Origin of the sequence: Bradyrhizobium sp. PUT101, assembly GCF_052043945.1 — a bacterium.
Taxonomy (GTDB): domain Bacteria; phylum Pseudomonadota; class Alphaproteobacteria; order Rhizobiales; family Xanthobacteraceae; genus Bradyrhizobium.
On record NZ_CP197207.1, the window covers coordinates 5917171 to 5941217 of the forward strand.

At 65.5% G+C, this 24047-nt stretch carries 22 protein-coding genes and 1 tRNA gene; 13 read left to right on the forward strand and 10 right to left on the reverse strand.

All coding sequences use genetic code 11. The features are described from left to right. Positions 1-27: 27 nt before the first annotated feature. Positions 28-1017 (reverse strand): L-threonylcarbamoyladenylate synthase, encoded by a 990-nt coding sequence (locus ACSHT2_RS28355; RefSeq protein WP_440638012.1) that lies wholly within the window; start codon positions 1015-1017, stop codon positions 28-30. 68 nt (positions 1018-1085) lie between these two features. On the opposite strand from ACSHT2_RS28355, the gene ACSHT2_RS28360 reads away from it, so the two are divergent. Then, positions 1086-1162 (forward strand) — tRNA-Pro (locus ACSHT2_RS28360). A gap of 187 nt (positions 1163-1349) precedes the next feature. Here ACSHT2_RS28360 and ACSHT2_RS28365 read toward each other — a convergent pair. Then, positions 1350-1676 carry a hypothetical protein gene (locus ACSHT2_RS28365; protein WP_028176935.1) on the reverse strand — a complete coding sequence of 109 codons (327 nt, stop codon included), beginning with the start codon at positions 1674-1676 and terminating at the stop codon, positions 1350-1352. Between the two features lie 156 nt (positions 1677-1832). Next, positions 1833-2057, reverse strand: coding sequence for a hypothetical protein (locus tag ACSHT2_RS28370; RefSeq protein WP_440638014.1), 225 nt, complete (start codon positions 2055-2057; stop codon positions 1833-1835). Positions 2058-2320: 263 nt separating this feature from the next. Between ACSHT2_RS28370 and ACSHT2_RS28375 the strand changes: the two genes are divergently transcribed. Then, on the forward strand, positions 2321-3280 hold the full coding sequence (locus ACSHT2_RS28375; protein WP_440638016.1) for an N-carbamoyl-D-amino-acid hydrolase: 960 nt from the start codon (positions 2321-2323) through the stop codon (positions 3278-3280). Between the two features lie 990 nt (positions 3281-4270). Here the strand turns inward: ACSHT2_RS28375 and ACSHT2_RS28380 are convergent. The 6 genes from ACSHT2_RS28380 to ACSHT2_RS28405 form a co-directional block, all read right to left on the reverse strand. Further along, complete coding sequence (locus tag ACSHT2_RS28380) at positions 4271-5503, reverse strand: Zn-dependent hydrolase (RefSeq protein ID WP_440638018.1); 1233 nt, start codon at positions 5501-5503, stop codon at positions 4271-4273. After that, positions 5496-6281, reverse strand: a complete 786-nt coding sequence (locus ACSHT2_RS28385; RefSeq protein WP_028178011.1) for an ABC transporter ATP-binding protein — start codon at positions 6279-6281, stop codon at positions 5496-5498. The genes ACSHT2_RS28380 and ACSHT2_RS28385 overlap by 8 nt, the downstream gene beginning before the upstream one ends. After that, positions 6278-7051, reverse strand: a complete 774-nt coding sequence (locus tag ACSHT2_RS28390; protein ID WP_440638020.1) for an ABC transporter permease — start codon at positions 7049-7051, stop codon at positions 6278-6280. The genes ACSHT2_RS28385 and ACSHT2_RS28390 overlap by 4 nt, the downstream gene beginning before the upstream one ends. Before the next feature lie 71 nt (positions 7052-7122). After that, on the reverse strand, positions 7123-8067 hold the full coding sequence (locus tag ACSHT2_RS28395; protein ID WP_440638022.1) for an ABC transporter substrate-binding protein: 945 nt from the start codon (positions 8065-8067) through the stop codon (positions 7123-7125). A gap of 105 nt (positions 8068-8172) precedes the next feature. Further along, positions 8173-8901: a histidine utilization repressor gene (gene hutC, locus ACSHT2_RS28400; RefSeq protein ID WP_440638024.1), complete on the reverse strand. Its 729-nt coding sequence runs from the start codon at positions 8899-8901 to the stop codon at positions 8173-8175. After that, positions 8898-10256 carry a formimidoylglutamate deiminase gene (locus ACSHT2_RS28405; protein ID WP_440638026.1) on the reverse strand — a complete coding sequence of 453 codons (1359 nt, stop codon included), beginning with the start codon at positions 10254-10256 and terminating at the stop codon, positions 8898-8900. The genes hutC and ACSHT2_RS28405 overlap by 4 nt, the downstream gene beginning before the upstream one ends. Before the next feature lie 82 nt (positions 10257-10338). Between ACSHT2_RS28405 and hutI the strand changes: the two genes are divergently transcribed. The 3 genes from hutI to hutU are packed head-to-tail and all read left to right on the forward strand — an operon-like array spanning position 10339 to position 14790. Next, complete coding sequence (gene hutI / locus ACSHT2_RS28410; RefSeq protein ID WP_440638028.1) at positions 10339-11553, forward strand: imidazolonepropionase; 1215 nt, start codon at positions 10339-10341, stop codon at positions 11551-11553. Beyond that, entirely contained in the window at positions 11550-13109 is a 1560-nt protein-coding gene (gene hutH, locus ACSHT2_RS28415) for a histidine ammonia-lyase (protein WP_440638030.1), read from the forward strand. Before hutI ends, hutH begins: the two co-directional genes overlap by 4 nt. A 10-nt stretch (positions 13110-13119) precedes the next feature. Beyond that, positions 13120-14790 carry a urocanate hydratase gene (gene hutU, locus ACSHT2_RS28420; protein WP_440638032.1) on the forward strand — a complete coding sequence of 557 codons (1671 nt, stop codon included), beginning with the start codon at positions 13120-13122 and terminating at the stop codon, positions 14788-14790. Between the two features lie 6 nt (positions 14791-14796). Here the strand turns inward: hutU and ACSHT2_RS28425 are convergent, their stop codons facing one another. Then, entirely contained in the window at positions 14797-15432 is a 636-nt protein-coding gene (locus tag ACSHT2_RS28425) for a TetR/AcrR family transcriptional regulator (protein ID WP_440638034.1), read from the reverse strand. A gap of 252 nt (positions 15433-15684) precedes the next feature. Between ACSHT2_RS28425 and ACSHT2_RS28430 the strand changes: the two genes are divergently transcribed. From ACSHT2_RS28430 to ACSHT2_RS28465, 8 genes are read left to right on the forward strand one after another with little or no spacing between them, the layout of a single operon-like run. Continuing rightward, positions 15685-16545, forward strand: a complete 861-nt coding sequence (locus ACSHT2_RS28430; RefSeq protein WP_440642948.1) for an FAD binding domain-containing protein — start codon at positions 15685-15687, stop codon at positions 16543-16545. After that, complete coding sequence (locus ACSHT2_RS28435) at positions 16542-17063, forward strand: (2Fe-2S)-binding protein (RefSeq protein WP_440638036.1); 522 nt, start codon at positions 16542-16544, stop codon at positions 17061-17063. Before ACSHT2_RS28430 ends, ACSHT2_RS28435 begins: the two co-directional genes overlap by 4 nt. Continuing rightward, the gene (locus ACSHT2_RS28440; protein ID WP_440638038.1) at positions 17060-19435 is read left to right on the forward strand and encodes a xanthine dehydrogenase family protein molybdopterin-binding subunit; all 2376 of its coding nucleotides are present in this window, start codon (positions 17060-17062) and stop codon (positions 19433-19435) included. The genes ACSHT2_RS28435 and ACSHT2_RS28440 overlap by 4 nt, the downstream gene beginning before the upstream one ends. Positions 19436-19458: 23 nt before the next feature. Next, positions 19459-20700, forward strand: a complete 1242-nt coding sequence (locus tag ACSHT2_RS28445) for an ABC transporter substrate-binding protein (RefSeq protein WP_440638040.1) — start codon at positions 19459-19461, stop codon at positions 20698-20700. Between the two features lie 11 nt (positions 20701-20711). Then, positions 20712-21587, forward strand: coding sequence for a branched-chain amino acid ABC transporter permease (locus ACSHT2_RS28450; protein WP_440638042.1), 876 nt, complete (start codon positions 20712-20714; stop codon positions 21585-21587). Then, entirely contained in the window at positions 21584-22582 is a 999-nt protein-coding gene (locus ACSHT2_RS28455; protein ID WP_440638044.1) for a branched-chain amino acid ABC transporter permease, read from the forward strand. The genes ACSHT2_RS28450 and ACSHT2_RS28455 overlap by 4 nt, the downstream gene beginning before the upstream one ends. Next, entirely contained in the window at positions 22579-23334 is a 756-nt protein-coding gene (locus tag ACSHT2_RS28460) for an ABC transporter ATP-binding protein (RefSeq protein WP_440638046.1), read from the forward strand. Before ACSHT2_RS28455 ends, ACSHT2_RS28460 begins: the two co-directional genes overlap by 4 nt. Further along, positions 23327-24046 carry an ABC transporter ATP-binding protein gene (locus tag ACSHT2_RS28465; protein ID WP_440638048.1) on the forward strand — a complete coding sequence of 240 codons (720 nt, stop codon included), beginning with the start codon at positions 23327-23329 and terminating at the stop codon, positions 24044-24046. The genes ACSHT2_RS28460 and ACSHT2_RS28465 overlap by 8 nt, the downstream gene beginning before the upstream one ends. Position 24047 lies beyond the last annotated feature (1 nt).

The following is a 24047-nucleotide window of genomic DNA, read 5'->3' on the forward strand; positions in this document are numbered from 1 at the left end:
GCATCGGTCCGACCAAGCTCATCCGTTTCACCGCACGACGGCAGCCCGGCGCAGCCGGTCATTGATCGCTTCGCCAAGTCCTTCCTCGGGGATCGTCATCACCGCGATCGCGCGTGGCGCCCTGGCATCCAGGCTGCGAAGATAGCCGAACAGATTGGCGGCGGCTTCATCGAGATCGCCGGTGGGCGACAGATTCATGACGGCGTCGGCAGCTTCGACGCCCGGCAGCCGCGCGGGGCCGAACGCCAGCAGCGCTTCGCCCGGTGCAACCTCGCGCGCGTTGAGCCGCACATTGGCGCGCGGCGCGTAATGCGAGGCCAGCATGCCCGGGGCCAGCGGCTGGCTGTCGTCGCTTTCGGCTTGCAGCGGCGGCCGCGCCAGCGGCGCGCCCAGCACCGCCTCGATCCGTTCGCGTGAGAGCCCGCCGGGACGGAGCAGCATCGGCACGTCGAAGCAGCCGACGATGGTCGATTCGACTCCCACCGCGACCGGCCCGCCGTCGACGATCAGGTCGATCCGCCCCGACAAGTCGCTCGCGACATGGGCGGCGAGCGTCGGCGAGACGTGGCCGGAGATGTTGGCGGACGGCGCCACCACGGCGCCGCCGAAGGCGCGGAGGATCGCCTGCGCCACTGGATGGGCGGGGATACGGATCGCGACCGTGTCGAGGCCGGCGGTGGCGAGATCCGCCACCGGGCAGCCGTCGGTCTTCGGCACCACCAGCGTCAGCGGCCCCGGCCAGAACGCCTCCGCAAGCTTCAGCGCGCGGGCGTCGAACCGCCCGATTCGCCGCGCGGCCTTGAGGTCAGCGACATGCGCGATCAGCGGATTGAACGCGGGCCGCCCCTTGGCGGCGTAGAGATGGGCGATTGCCGTGGCGTTGGCGGCGTCCGCGCCGAGCCCGTAGACCGTCTCGGTCGGAAACGCGACCAGCCCGCCGGCGGCCAGGGTCCGGGCGGCGGCTTCCGCGCCGGCCTCGCCGGCCGGCAAAATCAGCGTTTCAAGACCCGTTTTCACAGGGATAAAATTCCTCGGCTCGGCCGCTTGCAGTGCGTCAAACCCGACGCTATAAGCCGCCTTCTTGTCGGAGTGTGGCTCAGCCCGGTAGAGCACTGCGTTCGGGACGCAGGGGTCGCAGGTTCGAATCCTGCCACTCCGACCATTCTTCCAAAAATCGACGTTTCCCAGAGACTTGGCGGACCGGCCGCCAGCGCCTCGGGAGCGCCTTTTTGCAACGATTTTCGGAGCGGGTCCACGGCGGATTTGGCCGGGCAGGGCGGCTTGCCGCGCCGGCATGGCTCTTTCGCCGAGACCGATGATTTGTCGCTGCGCGGCGGCCCGAGACTCGTCTACCGCCTCGCCACCAGCACCCCCAGCAGAAACGCCACCATCAGCGACGGCAGCGGGGCCTCGCGCACCATGCCGCGGACGACGTCTTGCCAGTGCTGCTCCGGGACCAGTCTCGGCGATCGCACGTTGGGCGCCGGCTCGATGCCCCAGCTTGATGCGAGCTCGGCGATCTCGCTTTGCGCCAGACGTACATCATCACGGACGCGGAAGACGGCGGCCTCGGATCGCTCGCGCGGCGCGAGCAGCATCAAGGTCTCGACGGCCGTGCGCAGCGTCATCTCGCCGTAGCCCTGCAGCCGCACCGACTCCTCGGGGTCCGATGTCATGCGAAATCCCTCACAGCGCGAAATGGCGCGCGATGGTGAAGGCGGCCGTCGCGGGCGAGACGGCTCGCCTGCTCATGATCTGGCTCCATGCCCTGCATGGAAATGGCGGCGGCGGAGCTTGGTTCCCCTGCGCGCGATGCGAATCGCAGGTGCCGGCTATCTCCGCAGCAGCTCGCTCAAGGCCGCCGTGGCCTCGGCGCAGCGGATGTCGTCGATCTCGCGCGACAGACTGAGCGCGATCGCTCTCAGCTCTTCCAGCGTCCCGCTATCCGAATGCTGGCTTTCAAGCTGGCCGAGGCGCTTGTTCAGATCGTCCAGTCTCGATTGAAGCTGCCCGATGCTGGCGGCCCCATTCACTTTCCAAACGCGTTGTGCACGCATCCTCGTTCCCCTGATAGTCTCACGGCCTTGTGAAAGCGGTTCGTGGCCGGAATGGGAGTTTGTTTTGTCCGGCTTCAGATCGCGGGGAACCGTTGCAGATCGGCAACGAATTCCCTGGGTTTCGGCGGCGCTCGCCCGGCGCCCGCAGGATGATACCCGCAGGCACGGAATTTGATTGTGCCATGAGGATGATGGGCCGAGGCGGCCTGTGCGTGCGGCGCAGGCTCGAGCCCGGCGCACTCGGAAAAACGAAGGAATGACGCGTGGCGAGATTTGTGACGATTGCAGCCGGCCAGCTCGGCCCGATCGCGAGGAGCGAGACCAGGACCGCGGTGATGGCGCGGCTGATGACCTTAATGCGGCAGGCCCGGGCCTGCGGCTGCGACCTGATCATCTATCCCGAGCTGGCGCTGACCACGTTCTTTCCGCGCTGGTATTTCGAGGATCAGGCCGAGATCGACAGTTTCTTCGAGCGCGAGATGCCGGGCCCTGAAACGCAGGCGCTGTTCGATCTCGCGCGCGAGCTCGGGATCGGCTTTTGCCTCGGCTATGCCGAGCTGACGGTCGAGGCCGGAATTGTCAGGCGCTACAACACCTCCATTCTCGTCGACAAGAGCGGCGCGATCGTCCTGAAGTATCGCAAGGTCCATCTGCCCGGCCATGCCGAGCACGAGCCGTGGCGCGAGTTTCAGCATCTGGAGAAGCGCTACTTCGAGCCGGGCCATGGCTTCGGCGTGGCCGATGCCTTCGGCGGCGTGATGGGCATGGCCATCTGCAACGACCGCCGCTGGAGCGAGACTTATCGAGTCATGGGCCTGCAGGGCGTCGAGATGGTGCTGATCGGCTACAACACGCCGGTGCACAATCCGCCCGCGCCCGAGCATGACGATCTCTCGCTGTTCCACAATCATCTGGTGATGCAGGCCGGCGCCTATCAGAACGGCACCTTCGTGGTCGGCGTCGCCAAGGCCGGCATCGAGGAGGGCGTCGACCACATCGGCGGCAGCTGCATCATCGCGCCCTCGGGCGAGATCATGGCGGCCTGCACCACCAAGGGCGACGAGATCGCGCTGGCGCGCTGCGATCTCGATCTCTGCAACTCCTACAAGCGCACCACCTTCAATTTCGACGTCCACCGCCAGCCGCGGGCCTACGGAATGATCGTGGAACGGAAGGGCGCAACGACCATGGCGGATGGGACGCCGGTGCCGCGCAAGGGGTGAAGCTCTCCAGTCATTCCGGGGCGATGCGCAGCATCGAGCCCGGAATTCATCGGGCCGCAGTACAAGCGGTTAAATGGATTCCGGGCTCGCAGCTTTGCGGCGCCCCGGAATGACGCCGGGAAGCTCGGTGTTTCGCTCCCGTGTCAATCCCATCGCATATAAATATTCCACTTTACCGAAATTCGGATTTGTCGTATGCATTGCCCATCCCGGCTCATCCAGGAGGGGCGATCATGAGGTCGTCATTTTCGCGAGCCGGGCTTTGCGGTGGACGCGGCAGCGTCGTGCACGAGAGGTCAAGGGCAGGGCGGATTGCTCTCCGTGAGCCCGAAACTGCGTGCGGACGAGCGGCGCTGCTAGGTTTCGTCTCGTCTGTAAGTTTCCGGCTCCGTCGACAGGGCTGGGAAAACTGCGGCGAAATGGCGGGCCGTGCGTACGGCAAAACCGTGTGGTCCTGGCCGTCGTTGCTACGGTCAAGCTCTTGCGGAGGCGGCAGTCGCGTCAACCGGCGCGGTGCCGGTGAATTTCGCAGGGTGAGGGAGGCCAGAACGAACTCGGCTCCCGGGAGAGCACGGCATAAGCCGTCCGACCATCGCGCAGGGAAGGCCGTGTGTTGGGCTTCACCTGTATGCTGCTGTGCGGTCTTCTTGCGCTACATCTTCGCGCAGCGGACCGCGGGTGCCGCCGGCACCCGGCCTTCCCTGCGCCCTTTTGGCTTAGAGGGTGGCGCGACCAAGCATAGCTCGGGCGAATCCAGCCGCGAGAATGCGAAGGCGTGTCTGCCTCCAGTCACTCGCTGTCATCGCCCGGCCTTGACCGGGCGATCCAGTACTCCGAGACGGCAGTGATTGAATCGAGACGCCGCAGCGTACTGGATTCCCCGCTTTCGCGAGAATGACGGTGGTGTTTGGAGAACGAGCCCATGCCTCATACGCCGTCATTGCGAGCGCAGCGACTCGTTCCCCGGACGCAGCGCTTCCCGGGCTGGCTTTAGTTGCCAAGAATGCGCCGGCAAGCATCGACGAACACCTCTGCGCCGGTGACGATATCGGCGTCGGCGGTGTTTTCGGTCCAGTGATGGCTGATGCCGCCGATCGACGGCACGAACAGCATGCCCGCGGGCATGACGGTTGCCAGCATCTGCGCATCGTGCCCGGCGCCGCTGGGCATGCGGACGGACCGGCCGCCGGCGACGGCTTTGCTCGCGGCCTCGATCGCATCCTGAAAGCCGGAATTCATCATGGCGGGCGCACCGCTGCGCAGCTTTGCAACGGTGACGGTGCAGGGACCGTTCGCATTGGCCTCGTCCGCCATGGTCCAGAGCAGCTGCTCCAGCCGCGCGATGACAGCCGGATCGTCGTCGCGGATCTGGAACAGCATCTCTGCTCCGCCCGGAATGATGCTCGGCGCACCCGGATCGAGCGTGATGCGCCCGGTGGTCCAGACCGTGCGCGGGCCGCAGGCGGCCGGGAAGCGTTCGTCGATCGCGACGCAAAACTTGGCCAGCGCCAGCCCCGCATCCTTCCGCACCGCCATGCGCGTGGTGCCGGCGTGGTTCTGCTCACCGGAAAAATTGATCTGGTACTGCCAGATGCCGACGATGGAGGTCACGACGCCGATCGCGAGGCGGCCGCTTTCGAGCGTGTCGCCCTGCTCGATATGCGCTTCCAGATATCCGACGTGCCGCCCCGGCTCGACGGCGATGCGCGGGCGTCCGGCGAGACCCATGTCGGCAAGCGCATCGCGCATGGTGCGGCCGCTGGTGCGGTCGCGCGCGGCGTCGATATCAGCCTCGGTCACCTGTCCGACATAGGAGCGCGAGCCGAGGAAATGGCCGAAATGTCCCTCTTCGTCGCACCAGGCGGCGACTTCGACCGCGCCGTTGAGCGATGGATCGGTATTGAGCACGCGCGCCGCCTCGAGCGCGTAGACGACGCCGAGCGGGCCATCGAGCCAGCCGGCGTAGTTCTGGCTTTCCAGGTGCGAGCCCGCCAGCAGCTTCGGCCCGGGCTTCGAGCTGGTGCCGAAGACATTGCCGATGCCGTCAATCGTCGCGGAGAGGTTGGCCTCGGGCAACTTCTGAACGAGCCACTCCAGCGAAAGCTTGTGCGGCTCGGAGAAGGTCGGCTTGTGCACGCCGGTCTTGTAGGCGCCCATGGCGCGCAGCGCATGGAGGTCGGCGAGGACGCGAATTCCGTCGGCGCGGGGGTGGGTGTCAGGCATGTTCGGCAACTTTCAGCGCCTCGGTGCGGATCTCCTCGACCAGCCGCTCCTTGAGCTGGACGAATTCCGGCGTGGTCTTGATCTTGTAGGAGCGTGGATGCGGCAGGTCCACATTGATTTCGGCCTTGATGCGGCCGGGACGCGCGCTCATGACGATGACGCGGCTGCCGAGGAAGATCGCTTCCTCGATGTCGTGGGTCACGAACAGCACCGTCTTCTGGTCGCGCTCCCAGATTCCCAGCAGCATCTCCTGCATCAAGGCGCGGGTCTGGTTGTCCAGCGCGCCGAAGGGCTCGTCGAGCAGCAGGATCTTCGGATCATTGGCGAGCGCACGTGCGATCGCCGTGCGCTGCTGCATGCCGCCGGAGAGCTGCTTCGGCCAATGGTTTTCGAAGCCGGACAATCCGACCTGGCGGATGAAGGCGTCGGCAATCTTGTTCCGCTCGTCCTGCGCCACGCCACGCTCACGCAGGCCGAAGGCGATGTTCTCGCGCACCGTCAGCCAGGGGAACAGCGTATAGGACTGGAACACCATGCCGCGATCGGCGCCCGGGCCGGTCACTTCGCGCCCGTCGAGCGTGACGCGCCCGCTGGTCGGACGGTCGAGGCCGGCGACGATGCGGAGCAGCGTGGACTTGCCGCAGCCGGAGGGACCGAGGATGGTGACGAAGTCGTTGTTGCCGATGACGAGGTCGGTCGGCTCCAGCGCCCTGGTCGGCGCGTTGCCGTGGCGCGCTGGGAAGGTGCGCGAGACCTGTTCGATCTTGAGCGTCGTCATGCGAGCTTCCAGGGAAACAGCCAGGCGTTGAACGCCTTGAACAGGAAGTCCGAGATCAGGCCGATCAATCCGATCACGATGATGCCGAAGATGATCTGGCCGGTGTTGAGCAGGGCCTGGCTGTCGGTGATCATGTGGCCGATGCCGGAGGACGAGCCGATCAGCTCGGCGACGATGACGTAGGTCCAGGCCCAGCCCAGCACCAGCCGCAGGATCTCGGCGATCTCGGGCGCGGAGGAGGGCAGCAGCACCCGGCGGATGATGCCGCGGTCGCGGGCGCCCAGCGTATAGGCCGCCTCGACCAGATCGCGCCGTGTCGCGCCGACCGTCACCGCGACCATCAGGATGACCTGGAATACCGAGCCGATGAAGATGACGAGCAGCTTTTGCAGCTCGCCGATGCCGGCCCACAGGATCAGAAGTGGGATGAAGGCGGAAGCGGGCAGATAGCGTGCGAAGGAGACGAACGGTTCGAGGAACGCCTCGACCGGCTTGTAGGCTCCCATCAGCACGCCGAGCGGCACCGCGATGATTGCGGCGAGTGCAAAGCCTCCGACGACGCGCCAGATCGTCATGCCGATGTCGAATGCGAATCCCTGCTTGGTGAGCAGGTCGAAGCCTTCCTGCACCATGGTCAGCGGGTTGGCGAGAAAGGTCTTCGACACATGGCCGCCGAACGTCGCCCACGACCAGAGGGCAACGAACAGCACGAAGAACGCAAGGCCGTAGGCCACGCGCTGCCTCGATGTAACAGGGTCCAGGGGACGCATCAAACTGTCTATCCGAATAGTCGATCACGAGCCGGCTCCGCCTCGTGGCGGAACCGGCGGCTTGCAGAAACCTACTTGATGAAGCTCGCGTCGTAGAGGTCCTCGACCTTCGGCGCGGCCTTGATGATGCCGATCTCGAGCAGGAGCTCGGCAGCTTCCTTGTTGAAGGTCAGGAAGTCGCCGGCGAAGAACTTCTGGTTCGCGGCCTTGTCCTGCCAGCGCAGATATTTCGCCGAGTTGCCGAACTGCTCGCCGGTTTGCTTCACGTCGGCGCCCATGGTCGCGTAGGCCTTGGCCTGATCCTTGGCGATCATGTCGAGTGCCTCGAAATAGCTGTCGGCGAGCGCCTTGGCGGCCTTCGGGTTCTCGGTGAGGAATTTCGGCGTGCAGCCGAAGGTGTCCATGACCATCGGATAGTCGAGCGTGGTGGCGATGATCTTGCCCTTGTCGGGCGCGGCACGCACCGTTGACAGATATGGCTCATAGGTCATCGCGGCATCGTTCTGGCCGGAGACGAAAGCCTGCGCGGCCGCAGCCGGCTCGAGATTGACGACGGTGACGTCCTTCACGGTGAGGCCGTTTTTCTTCAGCATCCAGGCCAGCGCGAAATAGGGCGAGGTGCCCGGTGCGGAGGCGGCGACGGTCTTGCCCTTCAGGTCCTTGATCGCGGCGACGTCGTTGCGCACCGCCATGCCGTCGGCACCATAGCTCTTGTCGAGCTGGAAGATCTGCTTGGTGGCAACACCGTTGGCATTCCAGGAGATCCAGGTCTCGACCGTGGTCGCGGCGCACTGGATGTCGCCGGAGGCAATCGCGAGATGGCGGTCCTTTTGCGGGATCTTCTTGATCGTGACGTCGAGGCCGTTTTTCTTGAAGATGCCGGCCTCCTTCGCCAATGTCAGCGGCGCAAAGCCGGTCCATCCGGAGATGCCGACGCCGACCTTGACGTCGTCGGCGAGTGCGGGAGTGGCGGCCGCGAGAGCAATGATTGTCGCAAATAGCTTTGAATTACGCATGATTGTCGTCCTCTTACCGATCGATGGATTGACGTCCTGTTGATCACTGTCGGTCCATCCGGACCGTTGCCCGAAGCGTTGCACGAATTGTGCCGACATATCCTCTCAGCCTCCCTTGAATCGGGCGACAAGGCGGTGAGAGTCACCGGGATAGAGCAGGCGTACGGCGGTGATGGTGCGCGCGCTGCGCCAGGTGTAGCGGTCGATCACGAGGCAGGGCGCGCCGACGGCAATGTCGAGCGCCCTCGCGGTGCGATCGTCTGCAACGATGGCGCTGATCGTGTGCTCGGCTTCGGTCCATGGGACATGGTGAAGCAGCCACGAGCCGGGTGGCTCGCGCGAGAAGTCCGCCGTCGCGGCATCCGGCACGGATGCAAGATCGATCAGCCTGTCCTCGACGGCGAAGGGCACGTTGTCGGCGCTGTGGCGGCAGCTGATCGCGACCACCTTGCCCGCCTTCTTGACGCCGAGGCGATCGCGGTCGGCAGCTGTCGCCGCGCGCAGCTTGCGGCCGATCAACTCGTAGCCGTAGCCGCGGCCGAGGGCGGTGATCTCGGCGCGAATGTCGGCAATCTTGAGCACCGCCGATTGATGCTGCGGCCGGCGCACGAACGAGCCGGCACGACGCCGCCGCTCGATCAGGTCGGCCTGTGCCAGCTCCGACAGCGCCTTGTTCACGGTCATGCGCGAGCAGCCGTAGCGGGCGACCAGCTCATGCTCGAACGGAATGCGATGGCCGGGCGGCCACTCGCCGGTCAGGATGCGCTTCTCGATGTCGGCGCGGATGCGCTTGTAGAGGGTCGGCTTGTCGGCTGCATCAGTGGCAAGGCTCATGCGACGAGCCTCCGCACCGACACATTGAAGCGTTCGCGCGCTGACTGACGCAGTCTGTGCCGGCCGCCTTCGACGACCTTGTCGCCGCCGGCCCAAACGCAATCAATCGCACCGCTGCCGGCTGCAAAGATCCAGCCGTCGATAGCCGCATCTCCCTGACGTCCGCCCAGCGACGGATGCGCAGTGTCGAGGGTGACGATGTCAGCGCGCGCACCGGGCGTGAGGCCGACCGTCGACTGCGCCAGCGCCCGTGCTCCGCCCGCGAGCGCATGATCGAACAGCGTGCGTCCCGTCGAACGGCCCGTGCCACTGGAGAGCACGTTGCGCTGGCGATGTTTCAGGCGTTGGCCGTATTCGAGCTGACGGAGCTCGTCCGCGACGCCGATCAGCACGTTGGAATCAGTGCCCACACCGAACGCTCCGCCAGCGGCAAGAAATTCGCGCGCGGGGAAGATGCCATCGCCGAGGCTCGCTTCGGTGACAGGACAGAGGCCGGCGACTGCACCCGTCTTGGCAAATGCGCTGACCTCTTCGTCCGTCGCGTGCGTCGCGTGAATGAGGCACCAGCGTCGACCGACGGGCGCGTGCTCCAGCAGCCATTGTACCGGACGGCGGCTCGACCAGGCGAGGCAATCCTCGACCTCCTTGACCTGCTCGGCAGCATGGATGTGCACCGGTCCGCCTTCGGCCAGCGGAATGATCGCCGTGAGCTCGTTCGGCGTCACCGCTCGCAGGCTGTGCGGCGCGATGCCGATGTTGGCGCCAGGCAATGCGCTGACCGCCTTGCGCGAAGCAGCCATCAATGCGGCGAACTGATCGACCGAGCAGATGAAGCGACGCTGGCCGGCATGCGGTGCTGCTCCCCCAAACGAGCCATGCGCATAGAAACTCGGCAGCAGCGTGAGGGCGATGCCTGATGCTTCAGCAGCCTGCGCGATGCGCGCGGCCATCTCGGCAACATCCGCATAGGGCGAACCGTCGCAGTCGTGGTGGAGGTAGTGGAATTCGCCGACACGGGTGAAGCCTTGCTCGAGCATTTCGACATAGAGCAGCGTCGCGACAGCCGCGACGTCGTCCGGCGTCATCGCCAGTGCAAAGCGATACATCGTCTCGCGCCAGGTCCAGAACGTGTCGGTGCTGTCGCTGCGCAGCTCCGCAAGTCCCGCCATGCCGCGCTGGAACGCGTGGCTGTGCAGGCTCGCCAATCCCGGAAGCGCGATTTGATGGCGCTCGTCGCCGGCGGTCGGCGCCACGCCCGGCGTCACCGCGGCGATCGCGCCGGCGGCGATCGCCACCTGCACGTCATTGGCCCAGCCCGAGGGCAGGAGCGCGGAGGCGAAATGCAGTCGTGTCATGTTTCCATGCCGGCTGGACAGAACTCCCGCACGATTATATGTCTAGACATATAAGTCAAGCATCCCACGAAGGGGCCGTTGCATGGCAGAGCGCTTCGACCGGATTTGGCACAATGCCCGGCTCGCTACGCTACGGGCCGACCGTCCCGACCTCGGCGAGATCGAACAGGGCGTGATCGCCGCGCGCGGCAGCCGCATCGTCTATGCCGGTGCGCAGGCCGATTTTCCGGCGGATGCCGATGCCGCCGAACGGATCGACTGCGGAGGACGCTGGATCACGCCCGGCCTTGTCGACTGCCACACCCACCTCGTCTACGGCGGTGACCGCGCGCACGAATTCGAGTTGCGCCTGAAGGGCGCGAGCTATGAGGAGATCGCGCGTGCCGGTGGCGGCATCGTGTCGACGGTGGCCGCGACGCGCAAGGCGAGCGAGGCCGATCTCGTCGCAAGTGCGCTGCCGCGCCTCGATGCGTTGATCGGCGAGGGCGCAACCACGATCGAGATCAAGTCGGGCTACGGCCTCGACACTGCGACCGAGATGCGGCAGCTCGCAGCCGCGCGTAGCCTCGAAGGCCGGCGACCGATTGCGATCCGCACGTCCTTTCTCGGCGCACATGCGCTGCCGGTCGAGGCTGATGGCGACAAGGACCGTTACATCGATCTCGTCTGCAAGGAGATGTTGCCGGCGGTTGCAAAGGCAGGCCTCGCCGATGCCGTTGACGCCTTCATGGAAGGCATCGCGTTCTCGGCTGCGCAGACCGCACGGGTGTTCGAGACGGCAAGGGAGCTCGGGCTGCTGGTCAAGCTGCATGCCGATCAGCTCTCGAACCTCGGCGGAGCTGCGCTTGCCGCGAAATTCTCGGCGCTGTCGGCCGATCATCTGGAGCACACCGACGAGGCCGGCGCCGCCGCAATGGCGAAGGCCGGGACGGTAGCGGTGCTGCTGCCCGGCGCCTTCTACTTCATTCGCGAAACTCAAAAGCCGCCGGTCGAGGCATTCCGCACGCATGGGGTTGCCATGGCGCTCGCGACAGACTGCAATCCCGGCAGCTCGCCCCTGACCTCGCTTCTGCTCACGATGAATATGGGCGCGACACTGTTCCGGATGAATGTGGCCGAATGCATCGCAGGCGTCACCCGTGAGGGTGCTCGTGCGCTCGGCATCCTCAGCGAAGCCGGCACGCTAGAGGCCGGCAAATGGTGCGATCTCGCGATATGGGACATCGAGCGGCCCGCCGAGCTGGTCTACCGCATCGGCTTCAATCCGCTGCACCGCCGGGTGTGGAGGGGACAATGACGAGCGAGGGCACAGCGATCGTCGTCAAGCCGGGAACAGTCAGCCTCGATGACCTCGCGTGCGTGCTCGATGGTGCGCCCGTCGTGCTCGATCCCTCGTTCTGGCCGCGCATCGAAGCAGCGGCGGAGATCGTGGCAAGAGCTGCGCGCGCGGATGTCCCCGTCTACGGCATCAACACCGGCTTCGGGAAGCTGGCGTCGAAGCGCATTCCGCCCGATCAGACCGCGCTGCTCCAGCGCAACCTCATCATCTCGCATTGCTGCGGCGTCGGCGCGGCGACACCCGAGCCGATCGTCCGCCTGATGATGGCGCTGAAGGTCATTTCGCTCGGCCGTGGCGCCTCCGGCGTGCGCCGTGAGGTGATCGAGCAACTGCAGGACATGCTGGCGCGGGGTGTCCATCCGCTCGTGCCGCAGCAGGGCTCGGTGGGCGCCTCCGGCGATCTCGCTCCGCTCGCGCATATGACCGCGGTGATGATCGGCGAAGGGCAGGCTATCGTTGACGGGAAAACCGTGTCCGGCGCTGATGCGCTGGCAGCTGCCGGCCTTGCGCCGCTGACGCTCGGCCCCAAGGAGGGGTTGGCGCTGATCAACGGCACGCAGTTTTCGACCGCCTACGCCATCTCAGGCGTGCTGCGTGCATTCCGCCTGGCGCAGGCCGCGCTCGTCACCGGCGCATTGTCGGTGGATGCGGCGATGGCTTCGACGGCGCCGTTCCGGCCCGAGATCCAGGCGCTGCGCGGCCATGCCGGTCAGATCGCCGCGGCCGCGACGTTGACCGTATTGCTCGATGGCAGCGACATCCGCCTGTCGCATCTCGAAGGCGACGAGCGCGTGCAAGACCCCTATTGCCTGCGTTGCCAGCCGCAGGTCACGGGCGCCGCGCTCGATCTGATCACGCAGGCTGCGCGCACGCTAGTCGTCGAGGCTAACGCCGTCACCGACAATCCTCTGGTGCTGGTCGAGACCGGCGAGATCGTCTCCGGCGGCAATTTCCACGCCGAGCCGGTGGCCTTTGCTGCCGACGCCATCGCGCTGGCACTGTCGGAGATCGGCGCAATCAGCGAGCGGCGCATTGCCACGCTGGTCGATCCCGCGCTGAATTTCGGCCTGCCGCCGTTCCTCACCCCCGATCCCGGCATCAATTCCGGTTTCATGATCGCCGAGGTGACGGCCGCCGCGCTCTATGCCGAGAACAAGCAGCGCGCGCTCGCCTGCTCGATCGACTCGACGCCGACCAGTGCCAACCAGGAAGATCACGTCTCGATGGCAGCGCACGCTGCGCGGCGCCTGTCCGACATGGCCGACAATCTTGCCGCCATTCTCGGCATCGAGCTCCTGGTCGCCGCGCAAGGTATCACGCTGCGCGCGCCGCATGCGACCAGCGGGCCACTTGCTGCCGTCATCGCCGCATTGCGGGAGCAGGTGCCGGCACTCGGTGCCGACCGCTATATGGCTGGCGATCTCGCCAAGGCGGCTGCGTTGATCGAGGCCGACATGCTGACGGGCGTCGCGACTGCCGCGCTTTCATCCGATCCATTTCCGAGACTTAGCTGAAGAGGTCCGCATGAACCGCCGACTGGACAATGACCGCACCATCCGCGCGCCCCGCGGCAGCGACATCAGCGCCAAGAGCTGGCTCACGGAAGCTCCGCTGCGCATGCTGATGAACAATCTCGATCCTGATGTGGCGGAACGCCCGAGCGAGCTCGTGGTCTATGGCGGCATCGGCCGCGCCGCGCGTGACTGGGAGAGCTTTGACCGGATCGTTGCGGCCTTGCGCAAGCTCGAAGCCGACCAGACGCTGCTGGTCCAGTCTGGCAAGCCGGTCGGCGTGTTCCGCACCCATGCGGACGCGCCGCGCGTGCTGATCGCGAACTCCAACATCGTGCCGCACTGGGCGACGCTCGATCATTTCAACGAACTCGACCGTAAGGGCCTGATGATGTACGGCCAGATGACGGCCGGCTCCTGGATCTATATCGGCAGCCAGGGCATCGTGCAGGGCACCTACGAGACCTTTGTCGAGGTCGGTCGGCGCCATTATGGCGGCAGCCTGGCCGGCAAATGGATTCTCACCGCCGGCCTTGGCGGCATGGGCGGCGCGCAGCCGCTGGCCGCGACCATGGCCGGCGCCTCGATGCTCGCGGTCGAATGCCAGCCGAGCCGCATCGAGATGCGCCTGCGCACCGGCTATCTCGATCGCCAGGCCGCAACGCTCGACGAGGCGCTCGCGATCATGGCAGAGGCCGCGAAGACGAAGAAGGCGGTCTCGGTCGGCCTGCTCGGCAATGCCGCCGAGATCTTCCCGGAACTGGTCCGTCGTGGTGTCAAGCCCGACATCGTCACCGACCAGACCAGCGCGCATGATCCGATCAACGGGTACTTGCCGAAGGGCTGGACGCTGGCCGATTGGGAGGCGAAACGCGCTTCTGATCCGAAGGCAGTCGAGCGCGCGTCGAAGACCTCGATGGTCGACCATGTCCAGGCCATGCTCGATTTCCACGCGCAGGGCATTCCGACGCTCGACTACGGCAACAACATCCGCCAGATGGCGCAGGACATGGGCCTGAAGAACGCCTTCGATTTCCCCGGCTTCGTCCCCGCCTATATCCGGCCCTTGTTCTGCCGCGGCATCGGGCCGTTCCGCTGGGCTGCGCTCTCGGGCGATCCCGAGGACATCTTCAAGACCGATGCCAAGGTGAAAGAGCTGATGCCCGACGACAAGCATCTGCACAATTGGCTCGACATGGCCAAGGAACGCATCAAGTTCCAGGGCTTGCCGGCGCGGATCTGCTGGGTCGGCCTCGGTGATCGCCATCGCCTGGGCCTCGCCTTCAACGAGATGGTGGCGCGGGGCGAACTGAAAGCGCCGATCGTGATCGGCCGCGATCATCTCGACAGCGGTTCGGTCGCTAGCCCCAACCGCGAGACCGAGGCGATGAAGGACGGCTCGGACGCTGTGTCCGACTGGCCCTTGCTCAATGCGCTGCTCAATTGCGCCAGCGGCGCGACCTGGGTGTCGCTGCATCATGGCGGCGGCGTCGGCATCGGCTATTCCCAGCACGCCGGCATGGTGATCGTCGCGGACGGCACGCCGGATGCCGCCAGGCGCATCGAGCGCGTGCTGTGGAACGACCCGGCGAGCGGCGTCATGCGCCATGCCGACGCGGGCTATGAGACGGCGATCGACTGCGCGCACGCCAACGGTCTCGATCTGCCGAGTTTGGCAAAGTAGGTGAAGTCAAGCGCCGAGCCGGGGCGTACTGCTTACCAGTTTTGGCATCGTCGTCTTCGCGCCGTCCATGAAAGTCTGGACGGCGTCGCGGACGATGGCGCCGAGATCGGGCGGGATCGGCGTCGCGTATATGAACTTGCGGATCGCGAGATAGAAGATGCGGCCGTGCAAGCCCCAGAACAGCTCGGTCTCGCGTTCACTCAATGCGTGAGCTTTTGCGTCGGGCAACTTCAGCTCATGACGCAGCTCGGCGGCCGCCGGCTCGATGATCTCGCGGCGGACGATGTCGAGATAGCGGCTGGTGATGCCGAACGACTTCATGCCGGAGAACACGAAGATCCTCACCCAATTGTACTCGAACACGCGTTCGACATAGTCGAGATAGAAGCGGGTGAGCCGCGCCTCCAGTGGCAAGGCCCGGTCGCGGATCATCGGTCCCCAATCGGGTGACCAGCGGCTGAGATAGACTTCCTGGTAGACCCGCTCGATCAGCGCCTCCTTGCTGGGGAAGTGACGGTAGATCGCCGAATGCGTGATGCCCATGCGCTTGGCGAGCTCGCGGGTCTGGCCTTCGAAGCCGCGCTCCGCAAAGAATCGGATCGCCTCGTCCACGATCGCGCGCTCCCGATCCGCCGCGCGCATGTTGCGGCGCTTTGGCGCGGACTTGCCTGTCTCGGTCCGCTTTCGGACCAGTCGTTTCGGCGTTTTCTGCGCTTTTCGGGCCATTTCGTCGCTGAATCATACGTCTTGGTGCCTTCATAGCCCAAGGCGCATTTGTGACCAAATGGTCATTTCCTGTTGACCGCCTCCCGGTGGCGTGTCAGGATTTTGAGACCAGATGGTTACAAATCTGGCATCCCGGCTGATGAGCCGATGGATTTCGAGGAAACGGCAGTGAAGGCGAGGGCTTTCAGCTATTTTCGTGCTGCGACGATCGACCAGGCGCTGGACGCTCATGCGCGCGCCGGGGACGACGCGCGTTTCATCGCCGGCGGCCAGAGCCTCGTGCCGGCGCTGTCACTGCGGCTCCAGGCGCCGCGGCTGCTGGTCGACATCACGCACATTGCCGAGCTGCGCGGCATCAGGCGCGAAGGCGCCTATTTGCGCATCGGCGCGCTGACGCGCCACTGCGAGATGCTGAGCGAGCCGCTGATCGCGGAGTTTGCGCCGCTGCTGCATGCCGCGGCACCCTTCGTCGCCCATCCCGCGATCCGCAACCGCGGCACGTTCGGCGGCAGCGTCGCGCTGGCCGATCCAGCTTCCGAATTTCCCGCGATGACCTTGGCGCTGGACGCCGAGATTGAGATCGCCGGTCCCTCGGGCAGTCGGCGCGTGAAGGCCGAAGAGTTCTTCATCGACCTGTTCGAGACGGCATTGCAGCCCGGCGAGCTGATCACGGCCATCTACGTTCCGCTGTTCAAGGCCGATCAGCGCTTTGCGTTCGACGAACTGGCGCGGCGGCGCGGGGATTACGCGCTGGTCGGTTGCGGCATGCTCGCGACTTTCACGAGTGATCGGATCGACGACATCCGCATCTCCTTCTTCTCCGTCGGCAATAGGCCGACGCGGGTGAAAGGCGCTGAGGCAACTCTGATCGGCTTCGGCCTCGATGCGGAACATATCGCTGCCGCGCAGGCGGCGCTCGAGGGTGATCTCGCGCCGCCCGAGAACGACGAGGTGCCGCCGGCGATGCGCCTGCACCTCGCCCGCGTGTTGCTTGGCCGCCTGCTTGGACGTCTCGGTGAGGGCGCATGAGAGGCTTTGACGAAACCCTGCTGGACGAGGCCGATGAGACTGTGCGGGTCCGCTTCGTCGTAAACGGCCGCAAGGTCGCCTGCGAGGTTGCGCCCCGCGAGACGCTGGTTGATTGCCTGCGCGACAAGCTCGAGCTGACGGGCACGCATGCCGGTTGCGAGATGGGCGCCTGCGGCGCCTGCCTGGTGCAGATCGACGGCCGCGCCGTGCACTCCTGCCTGATGTTCGCGGTGCAGGCCGACGGCGCCAGGATCGATACGATCGAGGGTCTCACCGAGAGCGGGGCGATCGCCGACCTCCAGGCCGAATTCCATCGCCGCAACGCGCTGCAATGCGGCTTCTGCACGCCGGGTATGCTGGTCAACGCCTGCGAGCTGCTCTCGCAGATTGCCCAACCGAGCCGCGAGCAGATCCGCGACGCGCTGTCGGGCAATTATTGCCGCTGCACCGGCTATGAAGCCATCGTCGACGCCATCGACGCTGTCGCCAAAGCACGCAGCGCCGGAGACGCGAGATGACGGCGCCGCTGACCTCGCTCGACCGCCCGAACTCCTACATCGGCCGTTCCCTGCCGAGGCCGAATGCCAAGCGCCTGCTTGCCGGTCGCGGGCGATATGTCAGCGACCTCCGTCTGCCGCGCATGCTCTATGCTGCGTTCCTGCGCAGTCCGCATGCCCACGCCAAGATCATCTCGATCAAGACCGACGAGGCGCGCGCGCTGGAAGGCGTGCATCTCGTCGCGACGGGTGCGGATCTCGCAAAGATCTGCACGCCCTGGACCGGCACGCTCGATCATTTCAAGGGCATGACCTCCGCGCCGCAATTGCCGCTGCCGCTGGATCGCGTGGTCTGGGCCGGACAGGCGGTGGTCGCCGTCGTCGCCGAGAACCGTGCGACCGCCGAGGATGCGCTGGAGCTGATCGAGGTCGACTATGAGGACCTTCCTATCGTCGTCGACATCGACACCGCACGGGAGGCCGGCAGCCCGCTGGTCAATCCCGGCAGCGCGAGCAATATCTGCTTCCGCAGCCAACTCGACAGCGGCAAAGTTGATGACACCTTCGCGCATGCAGCCCATGTGGTGGAGGAGGAATTTTCCTTCGGCCGCCATACCGCGGTGACGCTGGAGCCGCGTGCCATCGTCTCGGATTATGATCCCGCCGCCGGGATGCTGACCGTGCATCATGGCACCCAGACGCCCTACCAGTTCCAGGACCTCTATTCGCGCCACTATGGCATCCCGGAAGCCCGTGTTCGCGTGATCGCGACCGACATCGGCGGCTCCTTCGGAATGAAGCTGCATGTCTATCACGAGGACATGGCGGTGGTCGGCCTCTCGATCCTGCTCGGCCGTCCCGTGAAGTACGTCGCCGATCGCATTGAATCGTTCGTCTCCGACATCCACGCCCGCGACCACCGCGTGCGGGCCCGCATGGCGCTGGACGCCAAGGGCGAGATTCTCGCAATGGACGTGCTCGATCTGACCGCGATCGGCGCGTTCTCGACCTATCCACGCACCAGCGTGGTCGAGGGCAACCAGGTAATCCGTCTGATCGGCGCGCCCTATCGCTTCAGGAATTACCGCGCCACGCTGGAGGTGATCTTCCAGAACAAGGTGCAGACCAGCCAGTATCGCGCCGTTGGCCATCCCATCGCCTGCGCCGTCACCGAGCGAATGCTCGATATGGCGGCGGTGAAGCTCGGCCTCGATCCTTTCGCCATCCGCGCGCAGAACGTGATCGCCGATGACGCCTATCCGCAGACCTCTCCGACCGGTTACCGCTTCGAGGCGCTGTCGCATCAGGCGTGCCTCAGGCGCCTGCACGAGATGATGGGCTACGCCGGCTTGCGTGCCGAGCAGGTGGAGTTGCGCAAGCGCGGCATCTACCGCGGCATCGGCATTGCCGCCTTTGTCGAGATCACCAACCCGAGCCCGGCGTTCTATGGCGTCGGCGGCGCACGCATCTCCTCGCAGGACGGGGCGATCGTCAGCCTGACGCCGTCGGGCGAGGTGCGCTGCCTGATCTCGGTCACTGAGCAGGGGCAGGGCACCGAGGCGATCATCAGCCAGATCGTGGCCGATCAGCTCGGCCTTGCGCAGGAGCACGTCAAGGTCATCACCGGAGATACCGAGGTGACGCCGCATGGCGGTGCCACCTGGGCCTGCCGCGGCGCCGGCATCGGCGGCGAGACCGCGCTCCAGGCGACGCGCGCGCTCAAGCGCAACATTCTGGAGATCGCCGCGCTCATCCTTCAGGAGCAGCCGTCGGCCCTCGACATCGTCAATGGCGATGTCGTGGACGCAAGCACGCGGAACCAGCGCATGCCGATCTCGGAGATCGCGCGCATTGCCTATTTCCGCTCCGATACGCTGCCGCCGGGCACGCAGGCGCAGCTCACCGTCAGCCATCATTTCGCCCCGCAAGGCTATCCCTTTGCCTTCACCAACGGCATTCAGGGCTGCTCGCTGGAGGTCGATGTCGACACTGGCTTCATCAAGCTCCTGAAGCATTTCATCGTCGAGGATTGCGGCCGGGTCATCAACCCGATGCTGGTGGACGAGCAGCTTCGCGGCGGCATCGTGCAGGGGCTGGGCGCGGCGCTGTTCGAGGAATGCCGCTACAGCGAGACGGGACAGCTCGTGAACGGCTCGCTCGCCGACTACCTCGTGCCGATGCCGATGGAGATGCCCGACATCCTCATTGCCCATGTCGAGACGCCGACCGCCGACACCGAGCTCGGTGCCAAGGGGGTCGGCGAGGCCGGCACCGCGGCGGCGTCCGCCTCCGTGCTCAATGCCGTCAACGATGCGCTCGCGCCGTTCGGTGCCACGATCAATTCGATTCCGATCACGCCCGCAATAGTTCTGAAAGCCCTGAAGCGTTTCTAGAAAAAAGACAGTTGGAGGAAATCATGCCAAAGTCCGGTTCGACCCCGAAGATAACCCGCCGCACCGCGCTCGCCGGCCTCTCGGCCGGCGCGGCCCTGCTCGCCATGCCGCGGCTCGGCCGCGCCGCCGACGAGACGATCCGCATCGGCTTTCCGACGCCGCTGACCGGGCCGTTCGCTGCTGAAGCGCGCGATCAGGTCAAGTGCGCAGAGCTCGCGGTGAAGCTGGTCAATGACAAGGGCGGCATTGCCGGCCGCAAGGTCGAGCTGCTGGTCCGCGACGACAAGCTCAATGCCGGCGAGGCCGCGACCCGCACGCTCGAGCTGATCGAGAAGGACAAAGTCCATGCCGTGGTCGGCGCGCTCTCCAGCGCGGTGCAACTGGCGGTCAACGAGGTCACCCGCGCCCGCGGCGTGATCTACGTCTCGATCAGTCAGTCCGATACCATCAACGAGGCCAAGGATTTCAGCAAATATACCTTCCACGAGGCGCTGAACCCGCACATGACGACCGCAGCCGTGGCACGGCACACCCTGAAGAAGGGGATGAAAGTCGCTCATCTCGTCGCCGACTATGCCTACGGTCACGAGATGCTGCGCGGCTTCAAGCGCGCTCAGACCGCGATCGGTGCGGATAATGTCGGCGAGATCCTGCATCCGTTCGGCGCCGCCGACTATTCCACCTTCATGCCGCGCCTGATGTCGATGCGGCCGGATGTATTGTGCATCTCCAATTTCGGCCGTGACCAGGCCAACGCCATCAAGCAGGCCGTGGATTTCGGCGTCAAGCAGCAGATGAAGATCGTCGTGCCCGTCATCCTGCACAACCAGCGGCTCGCGGTCGGCCCCGACGTGTTCGAAGGCGTGGTCGGTGGCGCCAACTACTATTGGGGCCTGGAGACGCAGAGCAAGTCGGCGTCGGCCTTCAACGCAGCGTTCAAGGCCGCCAACGGCGGCGCGATTCCGACCGATTATGGCGCCTACGGGTATTCCGGGGTCGGATCGTTGCTGGCCGCCATGCAGGCCGCCGGTGGTACCGACACCGACAAGGTCGTCGTTGCCCTGGAGAAGCTGCAATACGACCTGACCAAGGGCCCGCAGCATTACCGCAAATGCGACCACCAGTCGGTGCAGTCGGTGCTGGTGCTGGAGTCCAAGAAGAAGTCCGCCATGGCCAATGAGAACGATCTGTTCGCGATCCTGGCCAACGACGCGGGCGCCGACGACATGCTGCGCAGCTGCAGCGAGCTCGGCCACGCGACCTGAAGCCTGTCACGATGGACCTGTCGCTGATCATCATGCAGCTTCTCTCCGGGATCGCCCTAGGGGCGGTCCTGGTGATCACTGCGCTTGGGCTGACGATCGTGTTCGGCATGCTCGGGGTGGTGAATTTTGCCCACGGCGCGCTGTTCATGATCGGGGCCTATGCGGGCCTGTATGTGGCATCCCTCACCGGGAGCTTCTGGTGGGGGCTGTTGCTCGCACCCATTTTGATCGGCGCTTTCGGTATGCTGATCGAGTTCGTTCTGATCCGCAGGCTCTATGGACGCTCGATCGACGATCCGCTGCTGCTCACCTTCGGCCTCAGCTACATCCTGGTCGAGGGCGTGCGCATCGTGTTCGGCAGCGACGGCATTCCTTTTCCGACGCCGCCGCAGCTGATCGGCGTGCTCGATCTCGGCATCGGCTTCTTCCCGCGCTACCGCCTGTTCGTCATCGCGCTGGTGGCGGTGGTGCTGCTGGCGCTCTGGCTGACGCTGGAGAAGACCCGCGTCGGCCTGATCGTGCGCGCCGGCGCGCGCGATCCGACCATCATGCAGGTGCTCGGCGTCGATATTGGGCGGGTCTGGCTCGCGATCTTCGGACTCGGGGTGGGGCTCGCCGCGCTTGGCGGCGTGCTCGCGGGGCCCATGCGCAGCGTGAATCCGGAGATGGGCTCGCTGGTTCTGGCGGAAGCCTTCGTGGTGACCGTCATCGGCGGCCTCGGCTCGATCGTTGGCGCCGTGGTCGCCGGTCTCATGGTCGGCGTATCCATCAGCATGGTGGCGCTGTTCGCGCCGGAGATGGCAACCATCGTCATGTTCGCGCTGATGGCGGTGGTGCTGCTGATCCGCCCGCAAGGCCTGTTCGGCGTGAGAGGGAGGACGGCGTGACGCTACCTTCGAGCGGCGAAGCGGTCGCCAAACCCGCCTCCAGCGGGCTCGGCTGGCTCCTCGATCAGCGTGTTCTGCTCTCGATTGCCGTGCTTGCATTGCTGCCCTGGCTGCTGCCATCGAAGGCGCTGGCCGTCAACGTCCTGATCTACGGCGTGGTGGTGATGGGCTACAATCTGCTGTTCGGCTACACGGGCCTGCTGTCGTTTGGCCAGGCGGCGTTCTTCGGTGCAGGCGCCTACTTCACTGGCATCGCGATCGGACGCTACGGCATGCCCTGGTTCGCTGCCGTACCGATTGCCGTACTCCTCAGCACTTGCCTGGCCGCCGCGATCGGTGTGGTCTCGACGCGCACCCGCGGCATCTATTTCTCGATGGTAACGCTCGCCTTGGCGCAACTCGTCTACTACGTAGCGCTCCAGGCGGCCTCCTTCACCGGCGGCGAGAACGGGCTGCGGGGCTTCACGGTCGACCGCATCAGCCTGTTCGGCCTTCAGGTCAATTTCCTCGATCCCGTCAACAAATATTACGTGCTGATGGCGTTCGCGGCGCTGGCGATGTGGTTCCAGTCGCGTATCCTGAACTCACCGTTCGGGGCCGTCATCGAGGCGATCCGCGAGAACGAGCAGCGGGCACGAGCCTGCGGCTATGACGTCGAACGCAGCAAGCTGGTCGTGTTCATGCTGTCGGGCGCGATCTCATCGCTCGGCGGCTGCATGCTGGCACTGCATCTGTCCATCGTGCCGCTGGACATCCTGCACTACCAGACCTCGGGCATGATCGTGATGATGGTGCTGCTCGGCGGCGCCCGCAGCTTCTTCGGGCCCTTCGTTGGTGCTGCCAGCTTCCTGATCCTGGAGGACGTGATCTCGCTCTGGACGCCGCATTGGCAAATTGTCGTCGGTGCGATCTTCGTGCTGTTCGTGCTGTTCCTGCCCAAGGGCATCTGGGGAACGCTGCTCGATGCCCTCGGCATCGGAAAGGCGCGGCGATGAGCGGTGAACTGCTTCGTGCCGAAGGCATCGGCAAACGCTTTGGCGGTTTCGTCGCGCTCGAGGGCATCACCATTTCGTTCGCGGCCGGCCAGCTCACCTCGATCATCGGGCCGAACGGCGCCGGCAAGAGCACGTTCTTCAACATCCTCTCGGGCGCGTTGACGCCGACCTCGGGCAAGCTGCATTTCAGGGGACGTGAGCTGAACGGCCTGCCGCAGCATCGCTTCGTGCATCAGGGCATCTCGCGCTCCTATCAGATCACGAACATCTTTCCGGATCTGTCCGTGCATGAGAACGTGCGCGTGGCAGCCCAAGCGCTGATCGTGAGTTACGACATCTGGCGCAACCGCGCCCGGCTTGCTGAACTGATTGGGCGGGCAGACGCCGCGCTCGACGCAGTCGGGCTGCTGGCCAGGCGGAACGAACTGGCAAAATTCCTGTCGCATGGCCAGCAGCGCGCACTGGAGATCGCGATCGCGCTGGTCGCCGAGCCGGAATTGCTGCTGTTGGACGAACCGACCGCCGGCATGGGGCCGGAAGAAACCAAGGACATGGTCGCTCTGCTCGAGCGCCTCGCCGACAAGCGCACCGTGCTCCTGGTGGAGCACAAGATGAAGATGGTGCTGGGGCTCAGCAAACGCGTCGTGGTGCTGCATCACGGCCGCCTGCTGGCGGACGGCGCGCCCGACGAGATCAGGAGCAATCCGGAGGTCCGCCGGGTCTATCTCGGACAGAGTGAAGGTTATGGCTGAGACCGCGCTGCTCGAAATCAACGATCTCCATGCCTGGTATGGCGCAAGCCATATCCTCCACGGCATCTCCCTGCACGTGGACCCGGGCGAGGTGGTCGCCCTGGTCGGCCGCAACGGCGCCGGGAAGACCACGACCCTGCGCGCGATGATGGGCCTGATGCCAAAGGCGACGGGCCGCGTGCGCTTCGCAGGCAGGGAACTGTTGCCGCTCCGCGCGCATCAGCGCTTCCATCTCGGCCTCGCTTACGTGCCCGAGGAACGCCGCATCGTCCCCGGCCTGTCCGTGCGCGAGAATTTGCGGCTCGGTCTCGTCGCCGCCGGCGGCGATATCGAGGAGCGCACGGCGATCGACGAGATTGCCGAAACCTTTCCGCGCCTGAAGGAGCGTCTCGATCAGGAGGGCGTGACGCTCTCGGGTGGAGAACAGCAGATGCTGGCGATTGCGCGCGCGCTGATCGCAAAGCCTAAAATGATCCTGCTCGACGAGCCCTCGGAGGGCATCATGCCCGTCCTCGTCGAGGAGATGGGCCTGCTGTTCCGCCGCCTGCGCGACGAGGGCAAGACGCTGCTGCTGGTGGAGCAGAACGTCGAATGGGCGCTGCGGCTGGCTGACCGCGCCGTCATTATTGATCAAGGCGAGGTCGTGCATCAGAGCAGCGCGGCGGCGCTGCTCGCGGACAAGGATATCCAGGAGCGCTACTGCGCGGTGTAAC